Below are 14,746 nucleotides of genomic sequence, written 5' to 3'. Positions count from 1 at the left end.
TTGTGACACATGTGGATTCTGACAAGGGAGCGGTAACTACTCGGCAGTCGATCCGGACCGCGCGCAGTGTGGTGGTGAAGATCGGCTCGTCGGCGCTGACCAGCCTCGAGGGCGGACTCGACACCGCGCGCCTGGACAAGCTCGCCGAGGCGATCGAGGCGCGGATGCGCGCGGGCTCGGATGTGGTGGTGGTGTCGTCCGGTGCGATCGGCGCCGGCATCGCCCCGCTCGGATTGGCCGCCCGCCCAAGGGATCTCGCGACAAAACAGGCGGCGGCGAGCGTCGGCCAATTGGCTCTGGCCCACGCCTGGGGAACCTCGTTCGCCCGATTCGACCGAGTCGTGGGGCAGGTGCTGCTGACCGCGGGTGACTTCGCCCGGCGCGAACACCACCGCAACGCGCAGCGCACCCTCGACCGATTGCGCGCCCTGCACGCGGTCGCGGTGGTCAACGAGAACGACACCATCGCCACCGAGGAGATTCGCTTCGGCGACAACGACCGGCTGGCCGCGCTGGTGGCGCACTTGGTCGGTGCGGACGCGCTGGTCCTGCTGTCGGACGTGGACGGTCTCTACGACGGCGACCCCCGCAAGGGCGCCGCCACATTCATTCCCGAGGTGCGCAGCAGTGCCGACCTCGACGGCGTGATCGCCGGCAGCGGCGGCGCTCTCGGCACCGGCGGTATGGCGTCGAAGCTCTCGGCCGCCCGCCTCGCCGCCGACGCCGGCGTGCCCGTCCTGCTGGCCGCCGCCTCCGATGCGGCGCCGGCACTGCGCGACGCCTCCGTCGGCACGGCCTTCGCCGCGCGTCCGGTCCGGTTGTCGGCCCGCAAGTTCTGGGTCCGCCACGCCGCCGACAGCCGCGGCGCCATCCACCTCGACGCCGGTGCCGTCCGAGCCGTCGCGCATTCGCGCCGCTCACTCCTCGCCGCCGGTATCACCGGCGTCAGGGGCCGCTTCTACGGCGGCGATGTGGTCGACCTGCTCGCCCCCGACGGCCGCACGGTGGCTCGGGGCGTCGTGGAATACGACAGCACCGAACTGCAGGCCATGGCCGGCCATTCCACCTCCGAACTGCCGGAAGGTATGCAGCGCCCCGTCATTCACGCCGACGATCTGGTGAAGGTGTAGGGATCTCGGCACCGCCGACAGTGCGAATGCCACGCGGTCATCGGGCGTGGCGGGCTAGCAGCGGGGTCCGCTTCGACGAGGTTCGCCGTCGCCGTCGTTGTGGTCGAGGCCGTCGTGCGCGGAAAGGTTTTCTCCGGGGACCGCCACCGCTGTGCCGCGGTGATAGCAGTCCTACCCGGACCGGGCCGTCGGTGCGTTCGATGTGGCCATGGTCGGACTGCGAAAATCTCTCGCGCTCCGACCTCAGCTCAGCCCGGCGGGGACACCCCGGGCTGGTCGGGAGTCGTCGGCGTATCGGTGTTGGGGATGGGACCGGTGATACCCGGCTGGCCTTCCTGGTCGGTGAGCGGAGGCGCCGACGGATCGGGTGGCAGCGGGGCGGGAGGTGGTGCGGGCGTGGGGGATTGGGGCGGTGGAGCGGATGCCGACGGGTCGGGTGAGTGCGGGGTGGGGGTGTCGGAGGGGGGCGCGGCCGGTGCGGTGGGGGCGGGGGTGACGGGCGGCTCGGCATGCGGTTCGGTCGTCGGGGCGCCCGGTGGCGGCACCGCACTGCCCGGGCTGGACGGTGCGGGTGGCTGCGTCGGGTCCGGGGAGGTGGGGGCGGAAGAGGTCGGCGGCGCCTGGGTCGGCGCGGGGCCAGGATCGTGCGTCGGTGGGGCGGGTGCCGGGGCCGACGAACTCGGTGCCGGTTCGCCGGGTGTGGGTGCGGGTTGCGTGTGGGGAGGCGCCGGTGCCGTGCTCTCGGGTGCGGGTGCGGGTGCGGGTGCGGGTGCGGGTGCGGGTGCGGGTGCGGGTGCGGGTGCGGGTGCGGGCTGCGGCGATGCGGGGGTGCCGGGCACAGTGGGCGAGTTCGGAGCTTGATCCGGTGTCGAGGGCTCCGGCTCGGACGGCGGTGGCGCCGTGGGGTTTTGGAGCGCCTGCGGACGGTCGCCGTTCGGGCGCGCGGGAGCGCTGGGGCGTGGTCCGGCCGGGTCGGCTTGTGCCGGGGGTTCGGGCAGCGCCGGGACCGCGGTGCCCGCCGCGGAGTAGGCCGGTTTGTAGATCATGTTCATCGCCAGAATCGCCTCCTGACGCATGACCTCCTGGGCGATGCGCGCATCGATCACGTGCGCGGCCTCCAACACTCGGGCGATGGCGCCCACCGGGCCGGAATCGCCCGGCGGGGGTACAGCCAGTTTGACCGCTTCCGCGGCGCCGGCGACCGCACCGAGCCGCGCGCCGACTTCACCGAAGACGGCGGCCAATTCGTCGACGGAGGCGGCGAAACTGTGCGCGCTCGCGGCGGCGGCATCGGCGGCCGGGCCCTGCCAGCCGGCGTGATCCATGATTCGTTCGACCTGTGAGCGGGTGGCCGGCATGGAACCGGTCAGCGTGGCGGCCGCCTCCAGCCAGATCAGCGAGGCCTGCAGAATCTCACCGGCCTCGATCTTCTCGGTTCCGGTATGGATCTGTTCGTGCGTCATGGACTCGAAATGTTCCATGGCGCTGACGTATTGGGGGTCGGTGTGCGATGCCGCCGGCCCGTAACGAAATTCGGCGCTCATCGCGACAGTCCGGACGAGATCGCCCGCAGCGCGGCCGCATGTGCGGAATCGGCCTCCTCGTAGAGCCCGGCGCTGGTCAGAAAGGCCTCTTTCATGCGGTAGGCGGCGGCGATGTACTGGTCGAGCAGTTCGGCCGCATCGCGCGCCTTGCGGCCGAACCCGGCCTGCAACTGCTGCGCGGAGAAGAAGCCCCCGAATCCGCTGAGCTGCGCCACCGAATCGAGGCGCTGCTGTAGTTCCCGAAGCCGGTCGGCCTGCTGCTGATAGATCTCCGCGCACCCACGTGCGGCCGCCGGATCGAAGGTGACGGTTCCCCCGCGCGCGGCCTGCAAGAAACGGGTGATATCTGCCTGGCTGGTCTCGATCGTCATGCGCACCCCTGAGATCGGTCGGTCCGACCAGCCTAATGGGGAAAGCCTGGAGGCGGCAGCGGAGCATCACCACGCAAGGGCTCCCCATCGGGCTGCAATCACACAGCCCGACGGGGAACGCCCGGAGGCGGCTTCCCGGTGAGGCTGCAGGTCGACCCAGCTTACTGGTTCCGGCGATGTCCGGTCAGCCCGAGTTGCCCGAATCCGCGCCCGTCACGGTCATCGCGGAATGCGTTTTTGCAGGTGAGTGCCGATCTGCTGCCGGTTCGCGGGCACGATATGGACTTCGTCGCCCGCCTTGATGAGATAGCGCCCGTCCTCGGCGACGTCGATCCATGTGTAGTACAGCGGCGCGGGCGGTGTCGGCCGGTCCAGGCCGGCCTCGATGCGGATATGCCCTTCGGCGCTATGCGGTTTCAGCAGCAGGCGGCGGATGCGCGGCGCCGGCGGTGAGGCCGGCCGTGGGCAGTCGTCGTCGCCTACCGCCTCGGCCGGTGCCGAGCGGGCGGGCTCCCCTCCGGCCGGGCAGTCGGGCAGCAGCGCGGCGATGCGGGCGCCCAGTTTGGCGGTATGCCCGATCGACAATCGGATGGATCCGCCGAATCCGGGTGTGCGTCCCGGTTCCTGGATCGCGAGCACGGCATGGTCGTAGATCGCCGCGGCCACCGCCCGGATCTCGGTCCCGGGGCTGTGTGCGCCGCCGATCGCGACCACGCGGGTGTGCGGCGCGGCCAGGATGCGCAGACAGGCGGAAAGGTCCGGGTCCGCGCCGAGCGGCAGCCGTGCCTCGAGGGTTGTGCGCAGGGTCGCCGCCTCGTCCTCGGTGCGCGGGGTTTCGAGGATGCGCAGGGGGAAAGGATGGCGATCGAGGTCGGTTTCGCGCCAGATGTGCGCGAACTCGTCCGGTGTGAATGACCAACTCACGCCGAATTACACCCTTCACCGATCGTCACGAGCCTCAACGTAGCGTAGCCGCGCTCCCGGCGGGCGGCCAGCCGATCTTGTTCGGATTTCGGTTAACACGGGCGAGTGCGGCCGGTATATCGAGACAACGCCCCGGTGACCGCCTGCGCACCGCGGCCGCTCGGATATCCGATCACCGGTATTCCGAAACGTAAACATTTCATATATACCGTTACGAACTCTGCGAGCGACCGCTGGGCAGGCGCACGGTCCGCGATGACAGGAGACCTGGTGCACGAATCCGAAGCGGGCCCGGCCGAAGCGGCGGATGCCGGCGGAAAAGCGGCCGGGCTGCGTCGGTTGCGCGATGCGTCGTTGCCGGTGCCGGATTGGCTGGTCGTCGAGCCGGAGATGTTCGAGCGCATGCCCGCCGAGATCGTCGCGGCGGCAGCGGAATTCGTTCGCACGACCGACCTCGACGAGGCGCTGGCCCGCGGTGCGCGGTTACGGGCGAGCATCATGACCGCCACGCCCCCGGATGCCCTCGTCGCGGCGATGGACGAGGTGTGGCAGCGGCTGGGCCGTGCGCCGGTGGCGGTCCGCTCCTCGGCGGCGGTGGAGGACGGCACCGCGTATTCGTTTGCCGGGCAGTTCGATTCGTTCCTGAACGTCTCGGGGGCCGAGGCGATCGCGTCGGTGGTGACGGCCTGCTGGGCGTCGGCGTTGTCGCCGCGGGTGATCAACTACTGTTTCGCGCACGGACTGGCGCTTCCGGAGATGCCGGCGGTCGTGGTGCAACGCCTGATCGCCGCGGACACCAGCGGTGTGCTGTTCACCTGCGACCCGAGCACCGGCGCCACGGACCGGATGCTGGTCAGCGCGGTCTACGGTCTCGGCGAAGGGCTGGTCTCCGGAGCCGTGGACGCCGATACCTATGTCGTGGACAAGTTTTCGGGCACGGCGATCGATACGGTGCTGGGCGAGAAGGCGACTCGCTACCGTCCCGACGGCGACCAGGGCTGTATCGCGGTGGACGTCGATCCCGCGCTGCGCGCCCGCCCGGCGCTCACTCCGGAGCAGATGACCCGGCTGATCGAGCTCGGCCGCCGGATCGAGACCGGGACGAACGCCCCGCAGGACGTCGAGTGGGCCTTCGACGCGGAGGGCCGGCTCTGGGTGCTGCAGGCGCGGCCGGTGACCACGGCGGTGGGGGACCCCTTGCGTGGCGCCGGTGAAGCGGTACCCGACGGTGATCTGCGAATCTGGGACAACTCCAACATCATCGAGAGTTTCAGCGGCATCACCTCACCGCTCACCTTCACCACCGCTGCCGATATCTACGGCCGGGTGTACCGCGGATACGCCGAATCCCTGGGGGTGCCACAGCCGCAGGTCGCGCAGACCGACAGCTGGACTCCGGTGTTGCTCGGTTACTTTCACGGCCGCGTCTACTACAACCTGCTGCACTGGTATCGGATGGTCGGCATCGCGCCGGGCTATCCGCTCAACCGCCGGGTACTCGAGGCCGCGCTCGGCGTGGCCGAACCATTGCCGGACGATATCGCGAAGACCTTGCGCCCGTTCACCTTCGGCAATCCGCTGCGTCGCGTGGTGTCCCGGACCCGCACCGCCGCGATCTATCTGCGCCGCATCGCCGGGATCGACGCGATGATGCGGCGGTTCCTCGACGAGTTCTACCGCGTCTACGACGATTTCGAATCCCACGACGACAGCGCCGACACCGGGGCGCAGGCCTACGCCCGCTATCGCGAACTCGACCGGGAACTGGTGCACCGCTGGGGTCCGATGATGGTGCTGGACGCGATGCTGCTGACCCTCACCGGCCTGCTGTACGTCCTCACCCGGATATTTCTGCCGAAGGCGCCGGAGTGGTTCCTCTACGCCGTCGCCGGGCCCGGGGCCGACGTCGAATCCGCCGAGCCGGCCCGCGCCATGTCGGCGCTCGCCGCGATCGTGCGGGAGAACGACGATCTGCGTAAACTGCTGGAAAGCACTGCCCCGGAGGGCGTTTACGACGCGCTGGTCAGCGCGGGTCACGACGAATTCCGGGCGGGCGTCGACGAGTACATCGACCGCTACGGCTACCGCAGCCTCGACGAACTGAAGCTCGAGACCCCGGATCTGCGGGAGGACCCGTCGGGCCTGTTCGTCATGGTGCTGGCCGCGCTGCCGGAACGACAGGACCGCGCCGCCGACGACGCGCAACGGTATCTGGATACCCATCTGCGCGGTTGGCGCCGGGCCGTCTATGAACGGTTGCGGCGCAAGGTGTCTCGTTGTGCGGCGCATCGGGAAAGTCTGCGCTTCTGCCGTACCCGCGCATTCGGCATGGTCAAACGAACCATCCGAATCATGGGACGAGACCTGGTGCGGCGCAATATCATCGACGAATTCTCCGATGTGTTCTATCTGACGCTGCCGCAATTGCGCAGCTGCTACGAGGGCGGCGAGACTGCCGGTCTGCGGGCGGTGGTCGCCGCCCGCAAACAGCAGCGCGCCGCCGACGCGCGCCTGGTCGCACCGGCCCGCTTCGTCACCCACGGTGGCGGTTTCGGCCCGGCCGAACTGGCGGCCGCCGGGTGGGTGCCGATCACCGACACCCCCGCCGCGACAGCGGGTTCGATCTTCACCGGGACACCGTCGGGTGGTGGGATCGGCACGGGCCCGGCGGTGGTGGTCGACGAGCCGCGCGACGTGGCGGGCGGTGTGCTCGTCACCTATCGAACCGATCCGGGCTGGGTGGCGGTGCTGCCCTCGGCGACCGCTCTCGTCGTCGAGCGGGGCAGCCCGCTCACCCATGTCGCCATCGTCGCGCGCGAACTCGGTGTGCCGACGGTGGTGCAGATTCCGGGTGTCACCAGATCCGTCCGGACCGGTATGCCGTTGCGGGTCGACGGCAGCGGCGGAACCGTCACCGTGCTCGACGAAGGGGAGGCAGCCGATGCCCAGTGAACTGCAGAACACCGACGACGACCAGGCTTTGGTGCGCGGCTGGCTGGTGAATCCCGCCACCGCCACCGGCATCCATCTCGCCGACGAAGCCGACGGCTGGCAGTTCCGCAGCTACGCGGAACTCGCCGAACTGACGTGGTCGGTCGCGGGCCGGCTCCGCGAACGGGGCCTCGGGGGCGGTGACGAGGCCGGGGTCTGCGTCGTGATGCCGACCGGATTCCCCTGTGTCGCCGCCTTTTACGCGGTGTGGGCGTGCGGCGGAGTGTTCACGCCCATCGCGCCGCCCATGTTCGCCGATATGGCCCAGTACATCGCCCATGTCGCCGCGATCCTCGACCAGGCCGCGCCCCGCGTGGTCGTGACCTCCGTGGAGCTCGAAACACTGGTCCGTGAGGCGATGACGGCGGCCGGACGTACCGACGAACCGGTCGTCGTCGGTGACACCGGATCGCCCGCCGACCGGACGCTCGCACCGGCGGCCGAGACGGCACTGCTGCAGTTCACCTCCGGGTCCACCGGAATCCCGCGCGGCGTACGGGTGTCGTGGCACAACCTCGCCAACAACATCCGGATGATCAGCCGGCTGATCGACTGGCGACCCGGCGAGGCGATGGTCTCGTGGCTGCCGCTCTACCACGATATGGGCCTGGTAGGCGCATTCCTCACCACCGTCGCCAATCAGGGCGACCTGTATCTGATGCGGCCCGATCAGTTCGTGCGCGATCCCGCGCGCTGGTTGCGGGCGATGGCGCACGCCCAGCACTCGCCGTCGCCGTCGTTCGCGCTCGGCTATGTCGCACACCGTGTTTCGCCGGACGACATCGCGGATCTGGACCTGTCGGGCTGGCGGACCCTGGCGGTCGGCTCCGAACCGGTCGAAGTCGAGGATCTGCGGTCGTTCGCCGAACTCACCGGCGCGCGCGGCTTCTCCGCTCGGGCCTACACCCTCGCCTACGGTCTGGCCGAGGCCACCCTGATGGTTACCTCCTCGGCGCGCGACCGGCCGCTCACGGCCCTGCGGATCGATACCGCGACCCTGCGCCCCGGTGAGCCGGTGCGGATCGTCGCGGAGGTCGCGCTCGACGACGACCGGTGGGTGAGCGGCCCGGGCTGGATCACCGGCCTCGGCTACTCCACTCCCGAATCCACCGTCGTGGTGGTGGACGAGGACGGCCGCGAATTGCCCGACGGGGTGCTCGGCGAAATGGTGGTGATCGGCGATTCGGTCGCCCTCGGGTATACCGACGGCGCCGGCGGCGCGACCCGCATCACCGACGGCCGGCTCTACACCGGCGACGCCGGATTCCGTTACCACGACGAGGTTTTCGTGCTGGGCCGGATGGGCACGAGCCTGAAGGTACGGGGACGGTCGGTGTTCATGGAGGACATCGAATCCCGGGTGGCGCGCGAAACCGGGATCACCAAGGGAAAGCTCGCGGCGGTCTCGCTGACCGGCGGCGCCGCACCCGGCATCGTGCTCTTCGCCGAGACCGCTCCCGGGGAGTGGATCACCCGGGCCCGGACCGTGGTGCGCGGCGAACTGGGCCCCGCGGGCACCGTCGGCGTCGTCACCGGACCGCGCGGCTTCATCCGCCGCACCTCGAGCGGCAAACCGCGCCGCCGGCACATGTGGCAGCTCTACACCGAGGGTCGATTGACGGGGGCCACCGAACATCCCGGCGCCGACACCACGGCGACGAGTGTCTCCACCGCGCCGGCGCTGTCGCTCGATCGTGCCGAGCGGTTGCTGGCCGCGGCACTCGAAACGGTCTCGATCCCGCCGAATTCCGCCGCCCTGTTCGAGGGGTCGCTGGCGGAGGGATTCGGCAACGAGGGTTCCGATATCGACTTCCTGATCGTGGCGCCCGGTGACGAACAGATGCCGACGCTGCCGACCGTGGTGTTCGCCGACGGCCGCCGCATCGAGATCCGCACCCGGTCCGAGGCGCAACTGCGCGCGCAACTCGCGCGGGTGACCGGTGCGGGCGGCGATCTCGACGAGGACGTGCTGAACCGCTGCCAGCGGTTCCGGAATGCGACGGTGGTGCGGTCGAGCCCGGCCGTGGATCTGGACGGGTTGCTGGCGCTGCTGCCCGCCGAGGGCTTCGCCGAAATCGTGTCCGGCTGGTGGGCGCAGCGCAGCCGCCACGCGCTGTGGTTCGCGGTCGCCCTGCGCGCCCTGGGCGCCGACGAGGAAGCCGGCGGGTGGGCTCGCGACGGCCTGCTCCAGGCGGTCAAATCGTGGGCCGCGATGCGCGGGGAGACGTATATCGAGACGAAATGGGTTCCGCGACAACTCGATCGGATCGTCGCGGCCGATCCCGGTATCGCGCAGCAGGTCGACGCCTACCGTGCGCTCCCGGCCGGTGCGACGCTCGACGAGACGCTCGCCCTGGCCCGGCGATTCGGCATCGACGACGTCACCGATGATCCCGATCGGATTCTGCTGGCCCGGGTCGACGGCGTGACCACGTGGCCCATCGGCGACCGGATCCATGTACTCCGCGACGATCGGGACGTCTTCGCACTCTCCGACCGCGGCGCCGCGGCCTGGCGCGGCGTGGTCGCGCGCAAATCGGTCGCCGACATACTGCGCCGGTCGCCGATCGGCACCGAACTCGCCGAATTCGTGCGCTTGGGCTTCATCGGATTGTCCCTGCGCGGCGGCGAGACACTGCGGCCCGCGCTCGCCATGTGCAAGCCGGTACGCCCGGTCACGCCGATTCCGTCCACCCGGATGCCCGCGCTCGGGCTCGCCGGCGGCGGCGCGGACCGCGAGATCGCGACCCTGTCACCGCTGCCGGCCCAGCGATTCGTCGCCTGCGCCATGGAGGTGGTGTGGTCGAACGTGGTGCTCGAGAACGCCCGCGAGGATCTGATGGGGGCGGTGAAAGCGGGACAGGGTGCCGTCGCCGATATCGCCGCGCATCGGGCGATCGCGATGTGCGTGCGAATGGCGCTGTCCACCTACGGTATTCACCCGCTGCCCCCGGATGTCGCGCCCGGCCGGACGCTGGCGGCGATGGTGCCGGATGCCGGACCGCTACGCGAACTGGTCGACCGCGCGTCGGCCCTGCGCTTCTCCGCGGTCCTCGGATCGGGCGCGAGCGGCCTGGACGAACTGGCCGTGCTGGACGAACTCGCGGCCGCCGTGCGTGAGATCGCCGGGGGCACACAGTTTCCGGCGTCGTTCGATTCGCGGGAGCAATGGCGGCGCACGCTCGACATCAGCTACGACTGGCTGCGCCCGGCGGCCTATCTCGATACCGAACTGCCGCTCGACGAGGCCCGCGACCTGCTCGGCTCGGGCGGACGGCAACCCCACCAGCGCGACGGAGGACAGTGATGACGAATGTGGACGGCCCAGTGGCGGAACGGGTGCGCCGGCTCGTCGTCGCGATGGCGCCGGCTCCGCCCGCCGAACCGGGTGATCGGTTGCGGCTGATCGAGGATCTCGGATTCGACTCGCTTCGTCTGATGGAGCTGACCCTGGTGCTCGAACAGGCCTTCGGACTACCGCGCTACCGGCCCGAACAGCTGGCCGGCGTGCGCCGTATCGGGGATGTGGTGACCCTGATCGAGGAGGTGCGATTGTGACCGGACATGACGCCGTCCTGGTGACCGGCGCGGGCGGCCTGGTCGGCGCGGAGGTGGTGGCGCGCCTCGGCGCGGCGGGCCGGCCCGTTGTCGGGTTGGTGCACAGCACGGCGCGCATCATCCGCAACGACGGTTCCGAGATGGACGGCATCGAGACGGTGCGCGGTGACGTCCGGCGGCTGGGTTTCGGCCTCTCCCGGCACGACGCCGCCGAACTGGGTTCCCGCGTCGGCATGATCGTGCACTCGGCCGCGACCACGGCCTTCGACGCCACCGCCGGTGACTACGAGGAACTGAACGTGCGCGGCACCGCGCACGCGATCGAACTGGCGCTGCGCTGGGACGTGCCGCTGGTGTACGTGAGTACCGCCTATGTGTGCGGGATGCGGGCGGGTGTGGTCACCGAGGCGGAACTCGATGTCGGGCAGGCCTTCGGAAACGGCTACGAGGACAGTAAGTTCCGGGCCGAACGCCAGGTGCGCTGCACGCCGGGGCTGCGCTGGGCGGTCGTCCGTCCCGGCGTCGTCACCGGCGTCACCGGCACCGGCGTGATCCGCGACTACAAGAACCTCTACACCGTGGTGAAGCTGATCGTCGAGGGCAAGCTGCGCTCACTGCCCGGCCGTTACGACGCCACGATCGCACCCGCACCGGTCGACTTCGTCGCCGACGTGATCGCCGCGGCCGCGATCGACTTCGATTCCGCTGCGGGACAGACCTTTCACGCCGTCGGCGCCGATGCGCTGTCGTTGCGCGACATCTCGGACGTCCTCGCCGAATATCCGTCCTTCCAGGTCGCGACCTTCGTGCCCGAGGCATCCTTCGCGGTGGAGGATCTGGAACCGCTGGAGCGCGAATACTTCCAGCGCATCGGCGCGCTCTACACGAGTTACTTCGCCCGCCGACCGCTGTTCGACACCACCGCGACCCACGCCCTGCTCGGACGGGATTGCCCGCCGAGCGGCAAGCCGTATCTGCGACTGCTCCTGGACCACTGTCTGGAAAGCGGTTACCTCGGCGATCCGCTGCCGTCGGTGACCGAGATACTGGCGCGCTTCGGCCCCGACGCGACTGTGGGAGGCAGCCGATGAATCTGGCCCGACTGCTGGCGGCGTCGACCCCGCTGCCGGACAAGGCGGCCGCCTATGCCGAGGACACCTACGTTCAGGAGACGTTCGACGAGCTCGGTGCGGCCGGACTCGATGCGGCCGACTTCTCTCGGCGATACTCGCTGCTGCTGCTGAAACCGGATGCGATTGTCGCGCGGGCCGTCGAACCGACACTGCAGTGGTTGCGGGACAACGATTTCCGTGTTGTCGCGGCGCGCACCTGCGCGGTGGACCGGCATCTGGTGCGCGCGCTGTGGTACTTCGCGTGGAATATCGCTTCGCCGGAGCGGCGGCGGCTCGCCGATCTGCTGACCGAGATCTCCGATGCGCTGGTCCTCGTCGTCTCCGGCGAACCCACCGCGCTGCCGACCTCGGTGCGGCTGACGGCGGCCAAGGGTCCGACCGATCCGGGTAAGCGGCAACCCGGTGAATTGCGTTATCTGCTGGGCAGATACAGCTACCTGTTGAATCTGGTGCATTCACCCGACGATCCGGCCGACGTGCTGCGCGAGTTCGCGATCTACTTCGACACCGACACCCGTGCGCGGGTGCTGGGGGAGATCGAGTCCGGGCGGGACCGCGGTGTCGAAGCCGCCGCCTGCGCCGCGGAGCTGTATTACCGCACTCCCGCACGGGATTTCGGGCGTTCGGCCGCCGTCGCGCGGCTGGTCGCCGACGTCGGTGATGTGCCGGCGGACTTCGATCCGGATCGCGACGAGGACTGTGCGCTGCTGCTGCGCCGCGCCTGGGCCACCGGCCGCGCGATCGATGCCTGGTCGGCCGTCGTCCTCGGTTCCCACGTACTGCCCATGCGCAACGGCGGGCGGCGCCAGACCCTGCCGCCGGTATCCGCACACGACTGGTTGGAGGCACGACCATGACGATCGACACCGCGACCATCCCGACCGCGAGCCATGTGCACACCATCTCCCGCCATCTCGCCCATCGCTGTGCGGTGTCGGAGGTCTTCGTCACCTCGCTGCACGCCGCGCGGTCCGACGAATTCGTGGTCGGCGCCCAGCTACCCCGCATGCACGCCTTCTACGGCGACCACCTGGCTCCGTGGGACGACGCCTACGATCCGATGCTGGTGATGGAGGCCGCCCGGCAGGCGGCGATCGCTCTCACGCACGAATACTTCGGCGTACCACAGGATTTCGGGTTCGTGGTGCGCACCTTCAACGGTGCGGTCGCGGAGAGCGACAGCTGGGTGATCGGGCCCGCGCCCGCGGATCTGGTGATGTCGGTACAGATTTCGCGCCGGCATCGGCGCGGCGAGGTGCTGCAGGGGGTGGATATGGTGCTCGACATCGAATGCGGTGGTGAGCCGCTGATGATCGTGGACGGATCCTTCACCTGGGTGTCGCCGTCGCGGTGGGAGGCGCTGCGCGGCGGGTTGCGCACCGGGCTGGGCCTCGGCGACATCGGCGCGGCGCTGCCGCCCGGGCAGTCGGCAGCGGCGGTCGAGGTGGGGCGGGCCAACGGGCGCAATGTGGTGATCGGCCCGTTGCGGCGGGTCGGCGCGGCCGCGGTCGCCGAGCTGGCGATCGACACCGGACATCCGATCCTGTTCGACCACGCCGTGGATCATGTGCCCGGCAGTGTGCTGCTCGAGGCGGCACGGCAGACGGTCATCGCGATGTCGGTGTCCGAGCCGAGCCGGCTGATCGGGGTCTCCAGTTCCTTCGAGCGGTTCGTGGAGCTGGACCACCGCGCCGAATGCGTGGCCCGTGCCTCGGATGCCGTTCCGGGACAGATCGATTGCGAAATCCACCAGTGCGGTGCGGTGGCCGCCCGCATCGGCCTGCGCTACGACACCGACGAGGCGGAATGCTGAGCGGTTCCGTCGCGCGGATCGCGCGCTTCACCGTCGCGCGGTACGAAACACATCATCTGCTCTACGCGGTCATGTTCGTCGCGGCGGTGGAGGGTACCGCGGCGGTGGTGTCGCATCCGGGCTCCGCATGGCGTCCGGGGTGGGCCACGGCGGTGCGGATCGTCGTCGTCGCGATGCTGCTGCTGTATCTGCGCATGGTGGACGAGATCAAGGACCTCGACTACGACCGGGTACACAACCCGGACCGGCCGCTGGTCACCGGAGCGGTGAGCGTCGGCGAACTGTGGGGTGCGATCGGGGCGCTCGCGGTGACGCTGACCGTGGTGTCGTCGCTGCTGTCGTGGTGGTCGGCGGTTCTCGTCGTCGCGGCGATGGGGTACGGCCTGGCGCTGTGGGGGCTGGAGGGCGTATCGGCGCGGATCCGCGGCGATCTGCTGCTGAATCTGGCCGTGACCTACCCGGTGCAGTTGTGGATCATCGCGTACCTCGTGTGTTCGGCGATCGACACCGGTCAGGTCGAATCCGGGTGGCGGACAGCCTGGGTCGCGCTGATCTTCGCGGGCGCCTTCCTGCATTTCGAATTCGCGCGCAAGACCGCGGCGGACGCCCGCCCCGGGCAGTCGTACTACTCGAATGTCCTGGGGGCGCGGGGGAGTGTCGTCGCGATTGTGGGCTGCGCGGCCCTCGCGGTCGGTGCGGACGTGGCGCTGAGCCGGCCGTGGGACCATCCGCTGCCGTGGGCGTTGCTCGCATGGATACCGGTGGGGCTGTTGCTACTTCCGGTCCTCGCGGCCGGATCGTTCCTGCCCCGCGCCCCGGAACCGACGCGGCCACCGGTTCCGTCGTCCGGGCCCGCGGGATACGGATCGGCGTCGCTCGATGCGGGCGAGGCGGATTCGGCCACCCGCGCGTATCCCGTTGTCCCGGCTGTGGTATTCGTACTGGTGTTGTATCTGATCCTCATCGCCACGGCCGTGACCTGGCGATAGTTCCCACGGCGGGCAGGGGCTCAGGCTCAGGGGCATCGGAAGGCCACTGAAAGGGCAGTGACCGGGCCGCCGCGAGCGCGCACGCTTGGAAGTAGCACCCGGCGCCGCAGGATTGCCCCCTTCGCATCGTGCGGCACACCGGATCCGGCGCGGTTTGCCCTTGCCGCGTCGGGCTCGCGGTCCGGTGTCCCGTTCGTGGCGTCGGGTGCAACCACGACCCTTCCGGAGGTATCCGATGTCCGCCGCCTCGCAGCCGTACGGCCGCGCAGCGCGGACCGGCCCGGGCGGGCTGC

The 14,746-nt window shown here is 70.0% G+C and carries 11 protein-coding genes; 8 read left to right on the top strand and 3 right to left on the bottom strand.

What is annotated here, in order from left to right:
- Window positions 1–11: 11 nt before the first annotated feature.
- Window positions 12–1,130 carry a glutamate 5-kinase gene (proB, locus tag NK1_RS03110; RefSeq protein WP_062962953.1) on the top strand — a complete coding sequence of 373 codons (1,119 nt, stop codon included), beginning with the start codon at window positions 12–14 and terminating at the stop codon, window positions 1,128–1,130.
- Between the two features lie 248 nt (window positions 1,131–1,378).
- Here the strand turns inward: proB and NK1_RS03105 are convergent, their stop codons facing one another.
- The 3 genes from NK1_RS03105 to NK1_RS03095 all read right to left on the bottom strand — a co-directional run bounded on the left by NK1_RS03105 (window position 1,379) and on the right by NK1_RS03095 (window position 3,969).
- The gene (locus NK1_RS03105; RefSeq protein WP_063007080.1) at window positions 1,379–2,674 is read right to left on the bottom strand and encodes a hypothetical protein; all 1,296 of its coding nucleotides are present in this window, start codon (window positions 2,672–2,674) and stop codon (window positions 1,379–1,381) included.
- Window positions 2,671–3,045 carry a soluble NSF attachment family protein gene (locus NK1_RS03100; RefSeq protein WP_036508059.1) on the bottom strand — a complete coding sequence of 125 codons (375 nt, stop codon included), beginning with the start codon at window positions 3,043–3,045 and terminating at the stop codon, window positions 2,671–2,673. The genes NK1_RS03105 and NK1_RS03100 overlap by 4 nt, the downstream gene beginning before the upstream one ends.
- A 219-nt stretch (window positions 3,046–3,264) precedes the next feature.
- Window positions 3,265–3,969: an ESX secretion-associated protein EspG gene (locus NK1_RS03095; RefSeq protein ID WP_063007079.1), complete on the bottom strand. Its 705-nt coding sequence runs from the start codon at window positions 3,967–3,969 to the stop codon at window positions 3,265–3,267.
- 270 nt (window positions 3,970–4,239) lie between these two features.
- On the opposite strand from NK1_RS03095, the gene NK1_RS03090 reads away from it, so the two are divergent.
- The 7 genes from NK1_RS03090 to NK1_RS03060 are packed head-to-tail and all read left to right on the top strand — an operon-like array spanning window position 4,240 to window position 14,453.
- On the top strand, window positions 4,240–6,921 hold the full coding sequence (locus tag NK1_RS03090) for a phosphoenolpyruvate synthase (RefSeq protein WP_245660329.1): 2,682 nt from the start codon (window positions 4,240–4,242) through the stop codon (window positions 6,919–6,921).
- Complete coding sequence (locus NK1_RS03085; protein WP_063007078.1) at window positions 6,911–10,267, top strand: AMP-binding protein; 3,357 nt, start codon at window positions 6,911–6,913, stop codon at window positions 10,265–10,267. Before NK1_RS03090 ends, NK1_RS03085 begins: the two co-directional genes overlap by 11 nt.
- Complete coding sequence (locus tag NK1_RS03080) at window positions 10,267–10,518, top strand: acyl carrier protein (RefSeq protein ID WP_039777059.1); 252 nt, start codon at window positions 10,267–10,269, stop codon at window positions 10,516–10,518. The genes NK1_RS03085 and NK1_RS03080 overlap by 1 nt, the downstream gene beginning before the upstream one ends.
- On the top strand, window positions 10,515–11,609 hold the full coding sequence (locus NK1_RS03075) for an SDR family oxidoreductase (protein ID WP_063007077.1): 1,095 nt from the start codon (window positions 10,515–10,517) through the stop codon (window positions 11,607–11,609). Before NK1_RS03080 ends, NK1_RS03075 begins: the two co-directional genes overlap by 4 nt.
- A complete protein-coding gene (locus NK1_RS03070; protein ID WP_063007076.1) occupies window positions 11,606–12,508 on the top strand; it encodes a nucleoside-diphosphate kinase in 903 nt (300 codons plus the stop codon). Before NK1_RS03075 ends, NK1_RS03070 begins: the two co-directional genes overlap by 4 nt.
- Complete coding sequence (locus NK1_RS03065) at window positions 12,505–13,464, top strand: ScbA/BarX family gamma-butyrolactone biosynthesis protein (protein ID WP_063007075.1); 960 nt, start codon at window positions 12,505–12,507, stop codon at window positions 13,462–13,464. The genes NK1_RS03070 and NK1_RS03065 overlap by 4 nt, the downstream gene beginning before the upstream one ends.
- Entirely contained in the window at window positions 13,458–14,453 is a 996-nt protein-coding gene (locus NK1_RS03060; RefSeq protein WP_063007074.1) for a UbiA prenyltransferase family protein, read from the top strand. Before NK1_RS03065 ends, NK1_RS03060 begins: the two co-directional genes overlap by 7 nt.
- The last annotated feature ends 293 nt before the right edge of the window (window positions 14,454–14,746 follow it).

Source organism: Nocardia kruczakiae NBRC 101016 (assembly GCF_001612965.1).
Lineage (GTDB): Bacteria > Actinomycetota > Actinomycetes > Mycobacteriales > Mycobacteriaceae > Nocardia > Nocardia kruczakiae.
This window is presented reverse-complemented; position numbering and strand designations above follow the sequence as displayed.

Excerpts from the sequence above, each read along its gene's own strand:
- NK1_RS03105 (WP_063007080.1), bottom strand. The coding sequence starts at position 2,674 with ATGAGCGCCGAATTTCGTTACGGGCCGGCGGCATCGCACACCGACCCC.
- NK1_RS03085 (WP_063007078.1), top strand. The coding sequence starts at position 6,911 with ATGCCCAGTGAACTGCAGAACACCGACGACGACCAGGCTTTGGTGCGC.
- NK1_RS03060 (WP_063007074.1), top strand. The coding sequence starts at position 13,458 with ATGCTGAGCGGTTCCGTCGCGCGGATCGCGCGCTTCACCGTCGCGCGG.
- NK1_RS03100 (WP_036508059.1), bottom strand. The coding sequence starts at position 3,045 with ATGACGATCGAGACCAGCCAGGCAGATATCACCCGTTTCTTGCAGGCC.
- NK1_RS03080 (WP_039777059.1), top strand. The coding sequence starts at position 10,267 with ATGACGAATGTGGACGGCCCAGTGGCGGAACGGGTGCGCCGGCTCGTC.
- NK1_RS03065 (WP_063007075.1), top strand. The coding sequence starts at position 12,505 with ATGACGATCGACACCGCGACCATCCCGACCGCGAGCCATGTGCACACC.
- NK1_RS03070 (WP_063007076.1), top strand. The coding sequence starts at position 11,606 with ATGAATCTGGCCCGACTGCTGGCGGCGTCGACCCCGCTGCCGGACAAG.